The sequence below is a fragment of the Paenirhodobacter huangdaonensis genome, from assembly GCF_004022465.1.
In the GTDB taxonomy this organism is placed as follows: Bacteria; Pseudomonadota; Alphaproteobacteria; order Rhodobacterales; family Rhodobacteraceae; genus Rhodobacter; species Rhodobacter huangdaonensis.
The window spans coordinates 431,504-451,690 of record NZ_SAVA01000001.1; the positions used below are offsets into that span (position 1 = coordinate 431,504).

The 20,187-nt window shown below is 66.1% G+C and carries 20 protein-coding genes and 1 tRNA gene; 3 read left to right on the top strand and 18 right to left on the bottom strand.

The features are described 5' to 3' along the window. Positions 1–8: 8 nt before the first annotated feature. From EOW66_RS02030 to EOW66_RS02045, 4 genes are all read right to left on the bottom strand, one after another. On the bottom strand, positions 9–1,901 hold the full coding sequence (locus EOW66_RS02030) for an acyl-CoA synthetase (protein ID WP_128154416.1): 1,893 nt from the start codon (positions 1,899–1,901) through the stop codon (positions 9–11). A 164-nt stretch (positions 1,902–2,065) separates the two neighbouring features. Further along, positions 2,066–2,509 (bottom strand): peptidoglycan-binding protein LysM, encoded by a 444-nt coding sequence (lysM, locus tag EOW66_RS02035; RefSeq protein WP_128154418.1) that lies wholly within the window; start codon positions 2,507–2,509, stop codon positions 2,066–2,068. A gap of 126 nt (positions 2,510–2,635) precedes the next feature. Continuing rightward, on the bottom strand, positions 2,636–4,423 hold the full coding sequence (locus EOW66_RS02040) for an ABC transporter transmembrane domain-containing protein (protein WP_128154420.1): 1,788 nt from the start codon (positions 4,421–4,423) through the stop codon (positions 2,636–2,638). Positions 4,424–4,591: 168 nt separating this feature from the next. Next, positions 4,592–4,666: transfer RNA gene (locus EOW66_RS02045), tRNA-Glu, on the bottom strand. A gap of 241 nt (positions 4,667–4,907) precedes the next feature. On the opposite strand from EOW66_RS02045, the gene EOW66_RS02050 reads away from it, so the two are divergent. The 3 genes from EOW66_RS02050 (at position 4,908) to EOW66_RS02060 (ending at position 6,853) form a co-directional block, all read left to right on the top strand. Further along, on the top strand, positions 4,908–6,086 hold the full coding sequence (locus EOW66_RS02050; protein ID WP_164880993.1) for a tyrosine-type recombinase/integrase: 1,179 nt from the start codon (positions 4,908–4,910) through the stop codon (positions 6,084–6,086). Between the two features lie 107 nt (positions 6,087–6,193). Next, positions 6,194–6,382, top strand: coding sequence for a type II toxin-antitoxin system HicA family toxin (locus EOW66_RS02055; protein WP_128154423.1), 189 nt, complete (start codon positions 6,194–6,196; stop codon positions 6,380–6,382). Positions 6,383–6,418: 36 nt separating this feature from the next. Next, positions 6,419–6,853: a type II toxin-antitoxin system HicB family antitoxin gene (locus EOW66_RS02060; RefSeq protein ID WP_128154425.1), complete on the top strand. Its 435-nt coding sequence runs from the start codon at positions 6,419–6,421 to the stop codon at positions 6,851–6,853. On the opposite strand, the gene EOW66_RS02065 is transcribed toward EOW66_RS02060, so the two are convergent. The 14 genes from EOW66_RS02065 to EOW66_RS02130 form a co-directional block, all read right to left on the bottom strand. Beyond that, on the bottom strand, positions 6,854–7,225 hold the full coding sequence (locus EOW66_RS02065) for a bacteriophage spanin2 family protein (protein WP_128154427.1): 372 nt from the start codon (positions 7,223–7,225) through the stop codon (positions 6,854–6,856). Beyond that, complete coding sequence (locus EOW66_RS02070) at positions 7,222–7,902, bottom strand: lysozyme (RefSeq protein WP_206363657.1); 681 nt, start codon at positions 7,900–7,902, stop codon at positions 7,222–7,224. Before EOW66_RS02070 ends, EOW66_RS02065 begins: the two co-directional genes overlap by 4 nt. Positions 7,903–7,973: 71 nt before the next feature. After that, positions 7,974–8,213: a hypothetical protein gene (locus tag EOW66_RS02075; RefSeq protein ID WP_128154429.1), complete on the bottom strand. Its 240-nt coding sequence runs from the start codon at positions 8,211–8,213 to the stop codon at positions 7,974–7,976. 1 nt (position 8,214) lies between these two features. After that, positions 8,215–8,511, bottom strand: coding sequence for a hypothetical protein (locus tag EOW66_RS02080; RefSeq protein ID WP_128154431.1), 297 nt, complete (start codon positions 8,509–8,511; stop codon positions 8,215–8,217). Positions 8,512–8,527: 16 nt separating this feature from the next. Further along, entirely contained in the window at positions 8,528–9,571 is a 1,044-nt protein-coding gene (locus EOW66_RS02085; protein ID WP_128154433.1) for a hypothetical protein, read from the bottom strand. Positions 9,572–9,586: 15 nt separating this feature from the next. Then, entirely contained in the window at positions 9,587–10,027 is a 441-nt protein-coding gene (locus EOW66_RS02090) for a phage tail assembly chaperone (protein WP_128154435.1), read from the bottom strand. Further along, the gene (locus EOW66_RS02095) at positions 10,024–15,069 is read right to left on the bottom strand and encodes a phage tail tip fiber protein (protein ID WP_128154437.1); all 5,046 of its coding nucleotides are present in this window, start codon (positions 15,067–15,069) and stop codon (positions 10,024–10,026) included. The genes EOW66_RS02090 and EOW66_RS02095 overlap by 4 nt, the downstream gene beginning before the upstream one ends. Positions 15,070–15,075: 6 nt before the next feature. Next, positions 15,076–15,498 carry a DUF6950 family protein gene (locus tag EOW66_RS02100; protein ID WP_128154439.1) on the bottom strand — a complete coding sequence of 141 codons (423 nt, stop codon included), beginning with the start codon at positions 15,496–15,498 and terminating at the stop codon, positions 15,076–15,078. Then, positions 15,483–16,097, bottom strand: a complete 615-nt coding sequence (locus tag EOW66_RS02105) for a hypothetical protein (protein ID WP_128154441.1) — start codon at positions 16,095–16,097, stop codon at positions 15,483–15,485. The genes EOW66_RS02100 and EOW66_RS02105 overlap by 16 nt, the downstream gene beginning before the upstream one ends. Beyond that, entirely contained in the window at positions 16,097–16,729 is a 633-nt protein-coding gene (locus tag EOW66_RS02110) for a hypothetical protein (protein WP_128154443.1), read from the bottom strand. Before EOW66_RS02110 ends, EOW66_RS02105 begins: the two co-directional genes overlap by 1 nt. Continuing rightward, the gene (locus EOW66_RS02115) at positions 16,729–19,068 is read right to left on the bottom strand and encodes a hypothetical protein (protein WP_128154445.1); all 2,340 of its coding nucleotides are present in this window, start codon (positions 19,066–19,068) and stop codon (positions 16,729–16,731) included. The genes EOW66_RS02110 and EOW66_RS02115 overlap by 1 nt, the downstream gene beginning before the upstream one ends. Continuing rightward, positions 19,053–19,385, bottom strand: coding sequence for a hypothetical protein (locus EOW66_RS02120; protein ID WP_128154447.1), 333 nt, complete (start codon positions 19,383–19,385; stop codon positions 19,053–19,055). Before EOW66_RS02120 ends, EOW66_RS02115 begins: the two co-directional genes overlap by 16 nt. Further along, complete coding sequence (locus EOW66_RS02125; protein WP_128154449.1) at positions 19,358–19,735, bottom strand: hypothetical protein; 378 nt, start codon at positions 19,733–19,735, stop codon at positions 19,358–19,360. Before EOW66_RS02125 ends, EOW66_RS02120 begins: the two co-directional genes overlap by 28 nt. Next, positions 19,732–20,172, bottom strand: coding sequence for a phage tail tube protein (locus tag EOW66_RS02130; RefSeq protein ID WP_128154451.1), 441 nt, complete (start codon positions 20,170–20,172; stop codon positions 19,732–19,734). The genes EOW66_RS02125 and EOW66_RS02130 overlap by 4 nt, the downstream gene beginning before the upstream one ends. Positions 20,173–20,187: the final 15 nt, after the last annotated feature.

The following is a 20,187-nucleotide window of genomic DNA, read 5'->3' on the forward strand; positions in this document are numbered from 1 at the left end:
TCCGCCGCTTACTTCGCCCATTCCCAGGGCACGGTGAACTCGCCGAGCCGGTGCTTGATCACCTCGTCCTCGACCGCGCCGGTGGTGGCGATCTGGGCCACCAGACCACGTTTCTTGTCCTCGATCACCGAAACGACATGAGCGGCGATGCCCGCTTCGCCCAGGGCCGCATCCAGCACCCGCTGGATCGCCCGCTTGCGCAGGTCGGGCTTGAAGATCTTGCCGACCGCGGTCTTCGGCAGCTCGGGCATGATCTCGATGTGCTTCGGGATCGCGGCGCGTTCATGGATGTGCTTCTTCGCATGGGCCATGATCTCGGCCTCGGTCACCTCGGCGCCCGCGACCAGCTCGACATAGGCGCAGGGAAGCTCGCCCGCGAAGCTGTCGGGCTGGCCGATGGCGCCGGCGAAGGCGACCGCCGGATGGCTGAGCAACGCCTCCTCGATCTCGGCCGGGTCGATGTTGTGGCCGCCGCGGATGATCAGGTCCTTCGCCCGCCCGGTGATCCACAGATAGCCATCGGCGTCGAGACGGCCAAGGTCGCCGGTGCGCAGGAAGCGGTCCTCGGCGAAGAGGTCATGGTTCTTGTCGGGCTCGGTATAGGTCGAGCCCTCGAACACGCCCGGGTTGGCGACGCAGATCTCGCCGACCTCGTCGACGCCGCATTCGATGTATTCGTGGTTCACCCGGCGCAGGATCCGCACATGGGTATAGGGCAGCGGCAGACCGACCGAGCCCACCTTCTTCTTGCCGTCGGGCGGGTTCACCGCAACGAGGCAGGTCGCCTCGGTCAGCCCGTAGCCCTCGCAGACCTCGACCCCGGTCGCCTCGCGGAAGCGGTTGTAAAGCTCGACCGGCAGCGCCGCCGAGCCCGAGATTGCCGTGCGCAGCGAGGAGATATCGGCATTCACCGGGCGCTGCATCAGCGCCGAGATCGCCGTCGGCACGGTGATCAGGAAGGTGACCTGCCAGCGTTCGACCAGCTTCCAGAAATTGTCGAAGACGCCCTCGCCGCGATAGCCCGCGGGCGTCGGCATCACCACATGCGACCCGGCCGCGATTGCCGACATCATGATCGGATAGGCGGCGAAGACATGAAACAGCGGCAGCGGGCAGATCATCACGTCGGTCTCGTCAAAGAGCAGCGTGCCGCCGAGCCAGCCGTTGTAGATCATCCCCGAATACTTGTGCTGCGCCACCTTCGGCATGCCGGTGGTGCCGCCGGTGTGGAAATAGGCCGCGACCCGGTCGCCGGTGCTGTCGGCGAAGGTCAGCCGGTCGCCCGGCATCTTCGCGCATTCGCGGTTGAAATCGAAGATGTCGGCGTGGTGGCGGGTCTCGACCTTCGGGCGCAGGAAGGGGACGATCCAGCTTTTCGGCGGCGCGAGATAGCGGTTCAGGTCGATCTCGAGCACGGTCTGCACGTTCGGCGCGAACTTCACCGCCTGGGCCGCCTTCTGCGCCACATCGGTCTTCGGGAAGGCCTTGAGCGTGACCAGCACCTTGGCCTTGGTCTCGCGCAGGATCGCCGAGATCTGCTCGGCTTCGAGGAGCGGGTTGATCGGGTTGACGATGCCCGCGGTGGCACCGCCAAGAAGCGTGATCGCGGTCTCGAGGCAGTTCGGCAGCATGTAGGCCACCGTGTCGCCCTCGCCGACGCCAAGGCTGCGCAGCAGGTTCGCGGCCTGCGTCACCCGGGCATGGAGCGCCGCCCAGCTCAGCGTCTGTGCCGGCGCCTGCGGGTCCGAGAACAGCTGGAACGACAGTGCCGGACGCGCGCCGTGGCGCTCTTTCGTCCGCGTCAGGAATTCATAGAGCGTCTTCGCAGTGTCGCGTTCTGCCCAGGGCATCTCGCGCTCGATACGATCACGATCCGCAACCGTGGCATAGATTTCCGCCATTTCAACCTCCCCTGCCCGTTCCTCCTCGGGCCTCGCCCGCAGAATGCGTCAAAGCGCCGATAGGCGGCAAGGGCAAGGCTTACCAAAACGTCACGTCATGGCAGCCATGACGCGAGGGAAGGGCTCCGCCCGCCTGCGGTGCGGACGGAGGCCCCGCGTCCGGCTCAGGCCTTGGCGCCGGGGATGCGCAGCATCTGGCCCGGATAGATCTTGTCGGGATGGCTCAGCATCGGCTTGTTCGCCTCGAAAATCTCGGGATAGCGGTTGGCGTTGCCGAGGTATTTCTTCGCGATCGCCGACAGCGTGTCGCCCTTTTCCACAGTGTGGAAGACCGCGGCCTGGGTGTCCTCGTCGTGATCGGTCTCGACCTGCGCGACGCCGCCGACATTGCCGACCGCCAGAATGATCTTTTCCTTCGTCGCCGCATCGACCGCCTTGCCCGAGACGGTGACCTTGTCGCCCTCGACCTTCAGGTCAACGCCGCTGGTGTCGAGGCCGAGATCCTTCAGCTCGGCTTTCAGCACCTCGGCCTTCGGCGCCTCGGCGGCCTCCGCCTTGCCGCCAAACAGCGATTTTCCGGCGTCCTTCACGAAATTCCACAGGCCCATGTCTCTCTCCTCTGCCAGTCCGCGCCCCCGGCACAGGCCGGGCACGGGGACCAGCCTGCCCCGGAACGCACAAGGGCGACAGGGGGAAAAACCGGGCTGCGGCCGCAGTCCGGCGGATAACCGCCCTCAGAGGGCGGTGCCGTCGGTGAACTGCAGTTTCGCAAGCTCGGCGTAAAGCCCGCCCTCGGCCACCAGTTCTTCGTGCGTGCCCTGCGCAACGATCCGGCCCTCGTCGAAGACGACGATCCGGTGCGCCTTTTTCACCGTCGCCAGACGGTGCGCCACGATCACCGTGGTGCGCCCGACCGAGAGCCGGTCGACCGCCGCCTGCACCTCGCGCTCGGAAGCGGCATCAAGGGCCGAGGTCGCCTCGTCGAGCAGCAGGATCGGCGCGTCGCGCAGGATCGCGCGGGCGATGGCGATGCGCTGCTTCTGCCCGCCCGAGAGCATCACGCCGCGCTCGCCCACATAGGTGTCAAAACCCTGCGGCAGCGCGGTGAGGAAGTCCCAGGCATGGGCCGCGCGCGCGGCCTCCTCGACCTCGGCATCCGTGGCCTCGGGCCGGCCGAAGCGGATGTTCTCGCGCGCCGAGGCCGCGAAGATCACCGGGTCCTGCGGCACCAGCGCAATCGCGCGGCGGAAATCGGCACGCGCGAGCGTGCGCAGATCGTGGCCGTCGATGGTGACGCGGCCGGTCTCCGGGTCCCAGAACCGCTGGATCAGCTGCACCACGGTGGTCTTGCCCGCGCCCGAGGGGCCGACGAGGGCCACCGTCTCGCCCGGGTTGATCGCCAGTTCGACATGATCGAGCGCCGAGGTCTCGGGCCGCGAGGGGTAGTGGAAGCTGACATCCTCGAAGCGGATCGCCCCCTTCGCCGGCATCGGCAGCGGCAGCGGGTGCTCGGGGTCGGTGACGCTGTCATGGGCGGAGAGCAGCTCGACCAGACGCTCGGTGGCGCCGGCAGCGCGCTGCAGCTCGCCCCAGATCTCGGACAGCGCGCCGACCGAGCCCGCGACCATCACCGCATAGATCACGAACTGCACCAGCTCGCCCACCGACATCGCGCCGCCGCGCACGTCGCGCGCACCGACCCAAAGGACGCCGACCACCCCCGCGAAGACGAGGAAGATCACGATCACCGTCATCAGCGCGCGGGTGCTGATCCGCCGCCGTGCCGAGTCATAGCTTTTCTCGGTCACGTCCGAGAAGGCGCGCCGGGTCAGCGCCTCGTGGGTGAAGGCCTGCACCGTCTGCGCCGACAGCAGCGCCTCCGAGGCCGAGGCCGAGGAGGCGGCGATCCAGTCCTGGTTCTCGCGGCCGAGAACGCGCAGCCGTCGCCCCATCACCACGATCGGCACGACGACGAGCGGCACCACCAGCAGCACGAGCCCGGTCAGCTTGGCCGAGGTGACGAGCAGCATCAGCAGGCCGCCGAACAGGATCAGCACGTTGCGCAGCGCGACCGAGACCGAGGAGCCGATCACCGAGAGGATCAGCGTGGTGTCGGTGGTGATACGCGAGATAATCTCGCCGGTCAGGATCCGTTCGAAGAACGCGGGCGACATGCCGATCACCCGGCCGAACACTGCCTTGCGGATATCGGCAACGACGCGCTCGCCGAAGCGGGTGACGAGCGCATAGCGCAGCCCGGTGCCGATCGCGAGCAGCGCCGCGATGACGAGGGCCGCCCCGAAATACTGGTCAAGCAGTTCCGCTCCCTGCTGGAAGCCGTCGACGACACGGCGCACCGCGATCGGCAGGATCAGGCTGATCGAGGCGGTGAGGACAAGCGCCGCGAGCGCCGCGGCAGCGGTGCCGCGATAGGGCAGCACGAAGGGAGCAAGCCCCCTCAGCGCGCCGATGCGTTTCGTGGTGGGCCGGTCCTCGATCGGGGCTTGCGGTCTGCGTGCCATGGGCTCTCCCTTCGTTTGTTGCCCGTTTAGGCGGCGCAAGCGCTCCGGGCAAGCACTGTGTTCCCGCGCGTGCGATGCGCACGCAGCCGTGAAGGCATGGGGGAAAGGCGCGACGCCGCTCCCGCCCCGAAGGGCGGTCAGCGGTGATCGTTCATGTCGCGAAAGGATTGGCAGCGCCTACGGGATTCGAACCCGTGTTTTATGGCTGAGAACCACACGTCCTAACCCCTAGACGAAGGCGCCACATCCGTGGGGGGCGATATAGGCCGATGCGCCGGCGGGCACAAGCGGATTTTGCGGCGTGGAAGACAACGGGCCGGAGGGCTGGTGCGGGCGACCGGCACCATTTTCTTGTATCATCGTGTTCCATGTTGACTCCCGTTTGCCTCATATACCAATGGGGTAACGGCATTTTTGTCTCACCGCGTCGCATTCGTGATCGGTGCAGCGCATGCCTAATGTGGGGCTAAGAGTGGGGCTAGGCATGGCGGCACTGAACAAATTGACTGCGGTCAGGATCAGGACCGCGCCTTCCGGCCGGCATGGCGACGGCGGCGGTCTCTATCTGGATAAGACAGCAGACGGCGGGAAATGGCTATACCGCTACACATTTTCAGGCAAGCGGAGAGACATGGGGCTCGGGTCAATGTCAGCCGTGACGCTGGCTCAGGCGCGTCAGCAGCGCGATAGATGGGCAGCGGTGCTCGCATCCGGGAGAGACCCAATTGCGGAGCGGGCACGCGAGCGTGAGGCTAATGCGACTCGCGATGACCCATCTCTTGCAGACCTCGTGGATACCGTCTTCGGGGCACTCAAACACACACTCAAGGGACAGGGAGAGGCAGGGCGATGGATGTCACCGCTGCGAGTGCATGTCCTGCCAGCGCTTGGACGCCGCCCCGTGTCATCTCTCAGAACCGCAGATTTCGTGCGGGTGCTGCAGCCGATATGGCGCAGTAAGCCGAGCACGGCTGAAAAGGCCTTCAGCCGGCTCCGGCTATGCTATCGCAAGGGCAAGCGCCTCGGCCATCCGATCGACCCTGACACGCTGGATGCAGCGCGAGAACTGATGGGGGATCTGCACATCTCACCGGAGCATATCGCAGCCACGCGCTGGCAGGATGCACCTGCCCTCTTTCAACGTCTATCCGGGGACACGTCGGGGCTGATGTGTCTGCGCCTGCTGCTGCTTACAGCTGTCCGCGGAGATGCAGCACGCGGGGCTCACTTTAGCGAGATCAGCGGCGCAGTGTGGACCGTACCAAAGGAGCGTGTGAAGGGGCAACTGAAAGCGGCTTCCGACTTCCGCGTGCCGCTATCGACACAGGCAGTTGCGATCATTGATGAAGCCCGACGCCTGTCGAATGATCCAGAGGGCGGCCTTCTGTTCCCTGGAGACCGCGGCACAGCGATCAGCCAAAACGCCCTACTGAAGGCGATAGACAAGATCGGAGAACCTGGGCGTCCGCACGGCTTCCGCACCACATTTCGGACATGGGTGCAGGACACGCTTGATGGATCGCACGACCTGGCCGCAGAAACGGCACTCGGCCATGTCATCGGCAGCAAGGTCCGGCGGGCATATGCACGCTCTGACATGCTCGACCAGCGCGCTGTGCTGATGCAGAGGTGGGCCGACTATGTGACGGGAGAGGCGGCCTAGCCGGAACATGCCAGCTAGTCAGGTCGCATGCTGAGGTCTTCACAAAAATAGCCCGGATATTCCACACATCTGTTGACTTCCACACTTGTGTGGACTACCTTATATTCATGAACAGCGCAGAACTCAAAAAGCTCCTCGCCAAGCTCGGTTGCACTTTCGAAGCCAAGCGCGGCAAGGGCGGACACATCACCGTCCGGCTCGGAGAGAAAAAGACGGTGATGCCTGTTCACGGATCGCGGAAAGAACTCGGATCGGGTCTCGTCGCGAAGATCAGGAAAGACCTCGGCATCGAATGATGCCGGGGTCACCCAGAAATCCAGAAAGGAAGAACAATGTTGCAATATCCGATCACGATCGAACCGGATGGCGACGGCTATCTGGTGACCTGCCCCGATCTTCCCGAGGTGACCTCTGACGGGGACACGATTGCAGAGGCAATTGCAAATGGCGCAGACGCAGTCGAGGAGGCACTCGCGGGAAGGCTGGATGACTTCGAGGATATCCCGCATCCGGGCACATCCGGCAATGCCGTGGCCTACGTCTCGTCCCTGATCGGCCTCAAGGTGCTCCTCGCATGGGGGTTGCGCGAGCAGGGCCTCACCCGTGCCGACCTAACGCGTGCCACCGGATGGCACCGCAATCAAGTCGACCGTCTTTTTGATCCGCGGCACGCGACTCGGCTGGACCAGTTTGATGCGGCCTTTGCAGCCATTGGGAAGCGCATCGAGGCGCAGACTGCTGCGCTCGATCTGAGAAGCGCGGCATGATCATTTTCCACCCGGCCCCGCATTCCGCCCCCTGACCGCGCGCCAGATCTGCTCGGGCCAGCGCAGGGGGCTGTCGAGGAGGAGCGCGACGGCGAAGGCGATGATCAGCCAGGGCGGGCTGTTGCCCTCGACCACCACGCGCCCGACGCTGCCCGCGCGCACGGCATTGGCGTCGGCCGATTGCACGACATCGCGGCCGGCACTGGCGGCGCGGATCGCCTGATCGCGCTGCGTGCTGGTGCCAAGGGTCTGCGCCGCGGTGCGCGCCGCCTGCCCGTTCGCGGCAACCTTCGGGCCGCTCAGCAGCCCGGGCAGCGCGCCGCAGGCGGCAAGCACAAGGCAGAGCGCGAGCGCGCCCCCTGCCCGTCTCACAGCCCGCTCAGGCACAATGCGCGCTCCGCCTCCCGCCGGCGCACGAGGCCGCGCACCACCTGCCCGCCCGCCTTGTTCCACAGCCGCAGCGCCTCGCAGGCGCCGCGCAGATCACCCGCCCGGGCCCGCCGCGCCATGCTCGAGCTGCAGAACGCACCCGAGCCGATGTTGTAGGCGGCCGAGACGAACGCCGCCCGGGTCTCGGCCGGCAGCCCGGCCGGCAGGCACGGCCGGATCTCGCGCTCGAACTGCGCCACGCGGGCGGCGAGGCGGCTGTCGCACTCGGCCGGCGTCGCCACCTGCCCCGGCCGCACCCCCTGCGTGTCGCCATCGCAGATCGTCCAGACGCCCACGATATCGCGGTAGGCGCGCAGCTCGCGCCCCTCGAAAGGCGCGATCACCGCCGCCGCAAGCGCCAGCACGGCGCCGAGCCCCGCCGCCGTGCGCCGGCCGACGGCGCCGCTCTCGTCGGTGCAGAAGGCCCGGTCCCGGCGCCACTTGCGGATCAGGAGCAGGAGGTTCACCACCGCGATCAGCAGGCCCACGATCGGCACCAGCTGCGAGGCGAGGGTCGAGGCGCTCTCGAGCGAGGGCCACCATACCGGGAACGTCACCGCCCCCGGGATCGTCCCCCAGCCCGCCCGTGTCGCAATTTGATCCAGCTTGTCAGTTGTCACTTCCCTGCCCCTTTCCGGCAACAAAAAACCCGCCAGAGGCGGGTCGGTCTTCTAGCGATTTTGGGAGCCCGTCAGGCGTCAGGCATGTCTGGGATCTCGGCGAGGTATGTGGGCACCACCGTCTCCAGGTCACGGTCGTCGCTCCCCCATCCATCATCACCGCAGACATACCGATTCGGTCCTGGCCACCCAGAGTGCCACCAGACGACCTTCCAGTTCCCGTACTTGTCGATCGACAACAGCTTTTCCCCATCCTTCCATTCGGGCGGAGCTTCGTCTGCCGGCACGAAATTCAACATCATGGGGATCATTTCAGATCTCCCAATCATCGTTCGGCGGCAGCTGCACCGGCCCATCGGCAGTGACGGCGATCGGCTGCGGGAAGCGCGTCGCCTCGGGGGCATCCGCGCCATGCGGCAAGATCAGCGTCACATTCCAGACGCCGGTATCCTGCACCGGCTGACCGACGATCCAGTCATGCGGCGCGTCAGGGTCTGCGGTGTAGGTGCCGAGATCGAGCGCCTCGCCGTTCAGCACCAGAACATCGCCGGCGACAGAGACCGTCAGCATGTCGTCGCGGCGCATCGGGCTCAGGGTGATCAGAAACATGTGAGGCTCCTTTGGGTCAGTACCAGCGCCCGATGGCGCTGAAATCGACGGTGAAGTTGTTGACGTTGGAGTTGGCGGCAAACAGCATCACGCTCGCCGATGAGATGCCGGTCACCCGGACCTTGTTCCAGGCCGCCGCGCCGGTGCGCAAAGACCCGTTCACCGCAAGATTGCCGGTCGCAGCGAAGCTTGCCGGGAAGGTCCAGGAATATTCCGTCGAGCGCCAGATCGCGCCTTCGGCCGTCATGATCGGCCCCGCCGCACCGACCGCCGAATAGGTGCAGATCTGCGTGCCGTCGGCAAAGCGCACGTATTCCCCGTTGGCATTGCTGCCGCGTTCGATTTCGCGCCCCAGCACCCAATAGGTGCCATCATAGCGGGCCACCGTGTCGGTGGTGGTCAGGATATAGCCGACCGGCAGCGCGATGCCGGTGGGTGTTCGGCACGATTTGGGCCCGGTGCCATCGACGTTGAGCGTCGCGGCGCCGGTATTTGCCGCAGCGGCGCGAAACCGGATCTCAGTGCCGACGGCAATCGCCGGCAGGCCAGCAGTCACCGTGATCGCATTGGCAGATCCCGCGCACGCGCCATAGACCGATGCAGCCGGCGAGCGCGGCACCTCGAGCGTCGTGCGCATGGCGGCCGCGCTGGCATCGTCCAGCAGCGCCCTGGCCGCAGGCGTCAGTGCCGTGGCCCCCATGACACCGACCCCGGTGAAATAGGGCATCTGATCGGCCGACGACGCCATCGCGGCGAGCGAGACCAGCGTCCCCCCGGTCAGCTGTGCCAGCAGCGCATTGGCAGAGGTCAGCGACCGCACGGCATCGTCGACCATCAGTATGTCATAATTTGCGCCGGCGAGCGCGGCACCAGTCCAGCCACGACTGAGGGTGATCGAGGTCGCCGAATTGACCGCGGTAATCGGCACCACAGCGGTGCCGGCGATCAGCAGATCACCGGCACGCACACCGGCGCTGGCCCAGGTAGTGCCGACGCCGGTGACAGACGTCGATCCGGCCCCGACACTGATCGTGCCGGAGGAATAGGTCGTTGCGCTCATCAGTTGCTCCAATGTTCAGGGAAGGTCAGGCCAGATCGGCGCGGTAGGGTCAGAGGTGGTCTGCGGCATGTCCCGCAGCGCCTGCACATAGGCCAGCAGGGCAGCGCCATCGTCCGTCGGCGTCACCTGACGATCGGCCTCGTCACGCCAGCGCTGCAGGCGCCACTGCACCGCGGCGATGCGCATGTCGCGCTCGGCACGCAGGGCACCCCACGCGGCAGCGGCCTGCGCCGCGCGCCACGCATCGTCGCGGCCATCGACCCAGGCCTCGGCCTCCCAGTCCCAGACAGACCAGGATGTGGGCGGGTCAGGCAGACGCACCAGATCGCCCGCTGGCGATACAACCAGCGCCGCCGCCGGCGTCGTCGGGTCGATCACGATGTAATTCACGCCACTCGGCGCGCGGCTCGACCGGGTGATGCGCCCGGTCCGGCTGTTGACATAGGCATAGGTCATCGCTGTGCCCCCGAGATCGTCAGGCTGACACCGGTGAGGGTGTAATGCGCGTGCGGATTGGTGTCGCTGTTGTAGGAGCGGTTATAGGCATAGACCTCGATCGTGACCTCTGCCCCCCCGTCGTAGACACCGCCGACGGTCACCGGGATGATCGAATAGGTCTGGCCGCTCGCGGTGCGCACGCCGTAGGACTGCCGGTCGACCTCCTGGCCGTTGATGACCATGAAGACCGTTCCAAACGCATCAGCGGCATACGAGGCATCGGAATAGGCGCTGAAGGTCGCCAGGAACCCGCCGCCCTCGAAATCCGTGATCGTCTCGCTCATCACCAGTACCGGGGATGCATAGTTATTCGACGTCGGCACGGGCACATCGACCGAGGTGAAATAGTAGGAGGCGTAGATCTGGTGGTTACCGATCTGCGCGCGCGTGATCGAGGCCTCGCCGATCAGCGCCGACGAGATATAGACCTGCCCGCCGCTCACGACGAATGGCACGGTAGACGCGCTGCCATCCGTCACCGCAAATTGGTCAGCCTGTACGATCGTCCGTGAGAAACCTCCCGCCACAGCCTCGAGGAAAAGCGCCGCCTTGCGCCAGTCACCCTCATCCGCACTGGCACGCACGGAAAGCCCGATCCGGCTCAGCGCACCGGCAGGCGTCGCCTCGACCGAGACCTGCAGCAGACCCTCTGCGCTGACGCCATCCACGGATGCGCTCAGGTCGGTAATGCTGTCTGCCTGTGCACTGATCTGCCCGCCCTGCGAGGTCACCGTCGATTGCAGCGACGAGAGTGCCGAGGCGCTGGCCTTGGTATCGACCTCGTCCGACAGGTCGGCGAGGTCATTTTGCAGCGTCGTGATCGCCGAGCCCTGCGAGGTGATCGCCGCGCCCTGCGTGGTGACCGTGCCGGTGAGCGCCGAGAGCGCCGAGGCCGAGGCCTTGGTGCCCAGCGTCGTGTCGATCCCGTCGAGCCGGGCATCGAGACTGCCCGCCCCGCCCCGGGCGGTGGTCACCTCATTGCTGATCGAGGTGATCTGCGACCCCTGCGAGGTGATCGTGCCGCCCTGCGAGGTCACCGTCGATTGCAGCGACGAGAGTGCCGAGGCGCTGGCCTTCGTATCGACCTCGTCCGACAGGTCAGCGAGGTCATTTTGCAGCGTCGTGATCGCCGAGCCCTGCGACGTGATCGCCGCGCCCTGCGTGGTGACCGTGCCGGTGAGCGCCGAGAGCGCCGAGGCCGAGGCCTTGGTGCCCAGCGTCGTGTCGATCCCGTCGAGCCGGGCATCGAGACTGCCCGCCCCGCCCCGGGCGGTGGTCACCTCATTGCTGATCGAGGTGATCTGCGACCCCTGCGAGGTGATCGTGCCGCCCTGCGAGGTCACCGTCGATTGCAGCGACGAGAGTGCCGAGGCGCTGGCCTTCGTATCGACCTCGTCCGACAGGTCAGCGAGGTCATTTTGCAGCGTCGTGATCGCCGAGCCCTGCGACGTGATCGCCGCGCCCTGCGTGGTGACCGTGCCGGTGAGCGCCGAGAGCGCCGAGGCCGAGGCCAGATCAGGGATTGCTGCCTCGAGCGTCGTCACTGCCTCGGCGACGACCTCCACTGCCTCATTGGTCGCATCGACCCGCGTGGTCAGCTGTTCGCGAGCCGTCGCCACATAGGCGCGCACCGCCTGCGTCTGTGCCGACGACTGTGACAGTGCATCGAGCAGCTCGGCCGCGACCCCGCTCACCTGCGAGCGCAGCGACCGAATCGACCCGGCCTGCGCTGTCTGCGCATTGCCGCCATCCTGCACATCGGTGCTCAGCGTGTCGACCGCATCGGACAGCGCGGCAGTGCCCGCCTCCAGATCGCTGACACCGGATTGCAGCGCGGTGATTGCCTCACCCTGTGAGGTCAGACCACCCTCGGCCGAGGTGACACGGGCGGTCAGCCCATCGACGGCCGATGCGACCGCCTCCGTGTCCCCCTGCGCACCGGTCAGATCTGCCTGCAGCTGGGCGATATCCTGAGCCAGCGCCTCGTCTGCGACGACCACCGCCTGTTGCAGCGCCGACAGATCTGCCGAGGAGGCCCCGGGCGCCGGGCGCCCGATGGCGATCCAGTCGATCACGACACCGCTGGCGGGCAGGTCGAGACCGATCTGATCCACGGTGCCAGACCAGCCCGGCGCGACGGTGATCAGGCCGATGTCCTCGCTCCAGTCGGGCTCGGAAATAGCCACGGTCGACTCGACGCCGCCTACCCACCAGCGCAGGGTGCCATCCCAGGACGGTGTGCCGGTGCGCTGCACGCGCAGCCGCAGCTGCGCATATTTGACACCATCGATCGCCAGCCCAGCGGGTGACAGCAGCGGCGCCGACGGCTCCAGATACCCGCCCGAGATCCACGTGCCACCGGTCCAGCCGTCGGCCCCGTCGTCATAATACCAGATCACGGCCGGGTCGAATTGCACAGCGGTGCCGACGCTCATCGCCGTAATCAGGGCGGCGAGGGCATCGTCGCCGTCGATCTGCGCCTGCGAGACCTGCTGGATCTCGACAGACAAGTCGCCCGATGCCGCCTCGAGCGTCTCGATCCGTGCCGCGGTAGCCATGCCTGCATCGGCCAGCACCACGATTTGCTCGTCGTAATGCGCACGCATGGCGCCAACCTGCACCGACAGGCTGCGCCGGATTTCCTCGCGCGCCGAATGGTCAGCCGCGGCAAGGTCAATGACCTCGGCCACCAGCGCCGTGACACGGTCGCGCGTGGCGCGCATCTGGCGCGCTGCCTCCGCCGCAGCGGCCGCCCGAGCCTCTGCCTCTGCCGAGAGGCCATCTGCAACCGACAGCACACTCTCGGCGACACCCGCCACCTCGTCGGCCCGTGTGGCCGCCTCTGCCGCCAGATCATCAGACAGCTGTTGCGCAGCTGCCGCCCGCGCCTCTGCCTCGGCTGCGATTTCGTCTGCCAGGCCGGACAGCTCCGCCGGCAGATCACCGACACCGCCGTCAATCCAGGCAGATAGGTCCGCGAGCCATTCCCGCACCTCGTCATTGAGGTCGGCCACGGTCACCCGCACATCCGGCGTGGTGACGGTGATCCAGTCAGACCAGACCGACAGCCCCGCGATCGAGGACACCAGCTCGCCGCGCACCTCATAGGCGGTCGCCGCCGCGACCCCGGTCACCGTCCAGGAATAGGGCGCATCATACGGGCGCGTCACATCGACGACGCAGGCCTCTGCCGACGGGCGGCGCACCTGCACGCGGACACTGTCGATCCCGATCTCGCCCGAGGCACAGCTGACCAGGATAGCCGGCAGGCGCGCCACACCATCCTCGCCCAAAATCGAGGTCCCGATTGCCGTCCAGTCCTCGATCTCCTGCACGGCCGGGATCGGATTGACTGGTGATACGGTCACATAGGGGATCTCGTAATCACTCGACCAGTCGTAATCGCCGGGGTCGACCTCGCGCAGCGTGACTGCGACACACATGCCGGGCAACTTTTGCACCGACTCGACCGAAAACCTCTTGGCATCATAGCCATTGCGCGCCGAGGTCCAGCTGATCGTGTCTGTCAGCGGCTGCAGCCCATAGGCCAGCGGCGGCAGCTGGAACTGGTGCCGCCGCATCCGGCGGTAATCGCGCAGCTGCGACCGCATCAGGCGCTGCACCTGATTGGGATACGGCGCCGCGCCATAGGCGACCGAGGTCGGCAGATAGCGCCCGCCATCAGCCGCGGTCGCATCGGCGTCGACGTACTCGGGCGCGTCCTTCGAGGCCCATTTCTCGGCCGGCTCCGGATAGGTCGCCGACAGCGCATTGTAGGTCTCGGAGACCGGCGCGAATGGCGTGGCGGACTGCCCCTCGGTGATGACGATGTCGTCGTCAGTGATCGCCAGCACCGAGGCGGCGGGCAAATCGACCTGCGGCAGCAGCATGCCGCCGACCTCGGCGAAGCGCATATTCGCGGCGCGGCCGATCTCCTCGAGAACGCCAAGCGGCTCCAGGTCGACGGTGATCTGCATTCCGGCGCGATACGCCGGTTCAGATCCACCGCCGGACAGCGAAACAGGGGCGTCGCAGGCATTCGCCGCAGCCACCCACGCATCGAACGGCAGTCTCCAGGCCGCGAAGTTCTTCCCGCCAAAAATCCATTCCTCGCCGAAATAGACCCCCCGCGCGAGGTTGTAGGCGATCACCGCGGCATTGCGGCTCGGCTCATAGGTGGACCTGTCACCCCAGCGATGCGCGCCGACACCCCCTGCCGTGCTGTCACGGCGCGGGTCGTACACCGGCAGCGGCTCGGGCTGCCACAGGTACGACGGATAGGAGGTCAGGATGCTCTCGTCGAAACGCGTCGTGACGACCGCATAGGATTTGCCGGTCCCGATATGGTCGGCGGTCCACGGGTAGTCCGCATCGTTGCCAAAGACCCACCGCAGGAAAGCGTCCGGCTCGGTCTGCGTGCCGTCGTACCAGTGCACGCAGACCCGGATGCCGTCGTCCTGATAGGCCGTCAGCGAGCGGCCGACATAGATCATGCCGTCGCGCGGTGTATCGTCAGGGAACGTCGCCAAGTCCTTGACCCGCCAGTGATCGGCCGAGGCCGGCACAAAGGCGTGTGCCCAGTCACCGGTGACCCACTCGCCCGGCTCGTCGTCGACATAGAGACCGGCCAGCCCCTGCGGCAGGCAGGACACCTCGATGACCTCGGTCACATAGCGGGTATTTTTGCCCCAGCTGCCGATGTATTTCCGTTTTCCTGCCGTGACATAGTCGCCGACCGTGAAGGCAAGGGGCGTGTCGTCGCCGAATTCGACGTCGAACTGCACATTCGCGCTGACGCCGGTATCCATCACCGCCATCGCGATGCCGCCGACCAGCAGATTGAGCCCGAGGCCCAGTGTCATCTGAGCCAGAGCGGTTGCGGTCGCGGCAGAGAATGCACCAAAAATCGTAGTCGCCATCCAGGAGGTGACCGGATCGGCATGCGCCGGACCGGCCCCGAGCGCGACGAGCGCCGTGGTGACGAAGAGCAGTTTTTTCATGAGAGATCAGCCGACCTTGAACGCACGTTTGGCGGCGGCGCGCTCCCGCACGCCGAGCCCGTCGAGGGTCAGCACGATCAGCGTGCTGCCGTTGAAAATGGCCAGCGCGCCGATCTCGCCCTCCTCGATCAGGGCGAGATCGCCGTCGCGGGCAAATGCGGGGTGCACCTCGGGCAGCAGCGATGCCGCCGCATCCCCCAGCGTGTCAAAGCCCGCGGTGCGCAGCGCCCGCAGCGCCCCGGCTGCGGTGCGGTATTTCCCGCGCCAGCCGCGGCGCAGGTCATCCCCCGTCATCGCCTCGACCGCCCCGGCCGCCAGCCCGAGTGCGCAATCACGTGCGCCCCAGGCAAATGCCTCGCGGCGGTGTGCCTCGATTTCCGCGTGCAGCCGCGCGCGCCAGTCGGGTCGGCGCGTCAATCCCTGTACCACTGGATGCTCCTCGACCCGATGATGCCGCTGTATTCGCAAAACCGATCTACGCTCAGGCGGCGTCGCTGGTGCGCATCCGATGATTTCGCCGGAGATACCTGCCCGAGCTGAGTCATGATCTCGGAGCGGATCGACAGCGCAATCCCACCCTCTCCGCCCGCGCCCGGCGTGCTGATCGGCCCCTCATCGACGATCCCGATCCACTGCAGCTGCGGCGCCGAGGTCAGGGCCCCACCCGTCCATGTCGTGGCGTGGATCTCACAATAGGCGAGCCGCACGTCACGCCCGCGCACCAGGAGCTGCGCCGCTGGCGCCAGTTGGCTGAGGCTCGCCGACACCGGGTTGTCGGTCAGGTCTGCCACATACTGGATCCCGTCGATTTCGAGATTGCAGGCGCCAAGATAGGCCCGCGACACGCTGCCGCCATCCGGCCGCTCGATCGTGATGGTGATATCCTCGTCGCCCGACCAGAGACCGATCGGCGCCTCCGCGCCGGTCTCTCGGTCACGTGCGACGATCCACAGGAAATAGACCGGGGCAATACTGCCGTCCTGTGCAGCGGTCAGGCTCTCGGCAAACTGCGCATCATAGACCCGCATCAGGTCACCCGCTGCAGCAGCGAAAGCGAGGCGCCATGGCTGTATTGACCGGGCATCGCCATGAAACCGGTGTACGCCTCGACACACATTTTCACGCAGGGTCGGTCCATCTCCACTGCCTGACCGACATCGGCCCACAACGGCAGATAGGGATAGACCTCCACCGCATCGGTATTGCCCGAGGCATCCGCCACTGCCGGTGCCGAGAATGTCGCGAGCGATACGCGGCCCGATCCATGCGTGAGGCTGAGGCGATCACCGATCGAGACCTCATATCCTGCGGGCAGGCCGCTCAGCACCACTGCGGTCCGGTCTGCCGAAATAGAGGATACCGAGACATATTGACCAGCCGTACCACCGGCAGCAGGGGAATAGGACCTGTCCGCCCACAGAAATGCCTTCCCCATGCCATCGAGCGCCAGGATCTTCGCATCAATGGCACGCGCCTCGGCTGAGGATCTCGCCACCAGCGGCAGCGTAGCGGTCCAGAGCGGCGGTGCCATCCGGGCCGACCAGACCCGGCCATCCCCGCTGCCAGAGGACTCGTCGAACCGCCGCAGAGCCAGGGGAATCGCGGTCTCCCGGATGTGATGGCTGAGGAAATCAACAGGGTAGGGGAAATTCAACGGCATCACCGTTTCCTCGGATTTTGGCTGATCGTCTGAACGCGCCCCGGCAGCGCCTTGTCATAGGCAGAAATGCCGCTCGCCACGACCCGGCCGGCCTCGTCGCGGACATAGGCCGACAGTCCACCCGTGCTGCTGTCAAACCCAATGGTCACGGAAAGCTGACCACCGGCTTTGGCCGCCTGATCCGCCATGCGGTTGCTCACGTCATGCGGGATGATCCGGGTGCCCGACGGCAGGTCCAGAATTTCGCCGCCACGCTCATTGACCTTGGTCAGCCCCCCGGTCCAGCTTTCAGTGCCATTCGCGTTCGCCCCGATGCCGGATCCGATCACTGAAGCCAGCGTCGATCCCCACGAGGTGCCCCCCAGAAGACCAAGCGCGCCCTTCGCAAATTGCATGCGCGCGATCTCCAGCAGAAGGTCGATCACTGCCCGTTTTGCAGCGTCTGCCCCATCGAGAACCGATCCAAACACGTCCTGAAGCGCATCTGCACCGCGCTCACTTTCGCGCTGCATTTTCCTGATCGCATCGCGCGCCGTGTCGGCCCCTTGCGCCGAATGCCCATAGGCGGCGGCGACAGCCTCGATTTTGGTGGCGAGTTCTGGGGTGACCGCAATCCCCTCCTGCTGCATCGCAGTCAGTAGTTTTGCCTTGGTCGCAGCATAGTCGGCCTTGTCGCCATAGATGTCACCGGCACCGGCCGCGGCCAGCAGCGCCTGCGTCTCGGCATCGAGCGCCGCGGTCTGCTGCACGATCTCGTCGATCATGTCAGCCGCACTCTTGCGCGACGTCCCCTTCTTCGATCCGCCTCCACCGCCCGCCTGCGTGCGCTCGTGGATCATCGACGGCGCGGCGCGCGGGCGTGTCACCGAGGTCGGCGCCAGACCTGTCCCGGTCCAGGCATTGTCGGCATTCCCGGTCGCATATCCTCGCCCGTCGTCACGCTCCTGCGCCGCGGCCGGGCTCCCGGGCATCGCATTGCGCAGCGTATTGGCACCCGAGATCAGCCGGTCGAGCATTGCCCCGATATCGCCGAGACCGGACAGGACACCCCCGAATTTTTGCTCATTGAGCGCCCGCAGTTCATCCTGCGCCATGCCCGCCTTGTCAGCAGCACCGCCATCGAATCCGAGCGCGCGCCCGATCTCGCTCAGCGAGCCGATCACCCCATCAAAGCGGGCTGCATTGACCGCCTGCAGCTCGGACAGTGCATCTGCCGCACGGTCCCGGGCGGCAGCAACGCCAGCTGCAAATTCCTGACCGGTGATTGCCCCCTGCCGATATTCCAGTGCCAGACGCTGCATTTCCTGCGCCGCATCGGACAGGGTCTGCGCAAGATCGTCGTTGCCCATGTCCGATGCCCGCGACGCCGCAGATTTCAGCTCGGAGGACATATCGACAGCAGCATTCGTCAGGAACAGATATCCGTCACGGATGTCCTGCACCTGCCGCATCTGCTCATCAGTCAGTGCACCAATGCTCTTATAATATTCATAGATCCCTTGCCCCAGAGACCTGATGCCCTCTTCATCGCTGCGGAAAAAATCCGTGATCCTGTTTTCAAAAATGTCGACCGGGATGTCGGCGAGCGTCACTGCCGCCCTCTTCGCGATCCGCTCAACTCTCGCCCCGAGGGCTGCATACCGCCGATCCAGCTCAGTTGCCTTCGCGATCATCTCGGCATCGAAAACGGCACCCGCCTCATGCGCCAGACGGATCGTCTCGCGCAGGCCATCCGCCCCCTGATCCAGCAGCTGCACGAACTGCTCTCCGCCGGTGCCGCCCATCACCTCGTCGAGGATGCGGATCTGCGCCGCCTTGTCCATGTGCTCGAGCCGCTTGATGATCTCGAGCATCAGCGCAGACGGGTCCTTCAGCCGCTGCGCCAGATCTGTCGCTGTGAACCCGAGGCGGCGGAAACTTTCCTCACCCGCACCGCCGCCGGTCTTGATCCACTCATCGGCGCGCAGCGACAGCTCCTTGAACCCATCGACCAGCGCATCGACCCCGACCCGGTTCTGCTCGGCGACATATTTCCACTCCTGAAACGCCTCGAGCCCCAGGCCGGATTTTTTCGCCTCGTCCCCGATCTCGGCAATGCCTCGCACCGTGCCGCGAATATTGCTCGTGATCGCGGCAAAGGCGGCGGTCACCGCGCCCCCGGCAAGGCCCGTCACGAAGGCCGTGCCGAGGCCAGTCATGCGCGACATCGTGTCGGCGACACCACCCTTGACCACCTCGCCGAAGCCGTGGACCGTCGTCTCGGATTTTTTCAACCCCTTGTCGAACTCGGCGGTGTCTATGCCGAGCTTCGCCATCAGTTTCGTCAGGATTCCCGCCATTCGCTCCAGCTCCTCGTGCGCCCCTGCGCGGCCATGACCTCGCGCAGCGCCGCCATCTCGGCACGCTGCTCTGCGGCTCTCATCTCCGGGTCATCGTCGGCATCGGCCGGCCGCGACAGCAGGCTGTCCAGCGCCGGGATTTTCTTTGCGCGGCCTAGGATCGCCCCCAGCCATGCACCATGGATCATGCCATCGTCCGCACGGTGGCGCGCAGCAACTGCCGCCCGCGTGACCAGCATGTAAAGGCGGGGCGTTGCGGACAGAAAATCGTCGATGTCGAGGCCAAGTTTCAGCCACGCATCCAGCAGGTCAGCCACTGCAACCACGGTGCCGTCTGCCGTTTTTTTTTCCGGTCTTCATCCCGGATTTCCGTGGGCAGAGATGCCCGCAGGCAACGCGCAATCAGATCCGGGTGACGCTCCAGCAGATCTGCCGCATTGCCCAGCGTGTAATCCGGCTGATGCTGCAGCGCCGCGGCATGCACGATCTGCGCCAGATCCGTGATCCTGGTCATCTCTCCGCGCTCGAACCGTGCGACGGCTGCGAATGCGCTCTCCCCGGTCTCGGCCTCATAGGCCAGATAGGCCCGGAACCCCAGGCGCAGGATGATGGTGCGGCCCGCTACATCGCGGACCGCCACATCGTCAAATCCGACCCGCCGGCTCATGCAGCCGGGTCCGCGGCATCGCCAGTCACGATGCCATTCACGCGGAAGACAACCGTGCCGGTGGCCTTTCCCTGCACCGGCGCACTGCGACCGTAGGATTTCACGAATGCCGCATAGACCTCGGGTGTCTCGGCACCGGCGGGCGTGATCTCCAGCTGGATGACCTCACCCGTGCGCCGCAGCACGCGCAGCAGGATGTCCTGCTCGCTCTCCGGGATCCAGTCGACAGGCACCGACATGGTGCCATTGTCGATCATGCCGGAAATATATTCCTTGGTACGATTGGGCGAGCTGTGCGAGGTCGCATCGACATCGTCCGCCTCGCCCGTCGGCATGTCGAAATCGCCAACCCCCTTGATCACGGTCCAGGCCGGGACCGCACCACGCCCGATGCGAATTTTCGCGCCCCAGGCAATGGCAACGCCAGTCGTGCTCATGTCATCTCTCCTTCA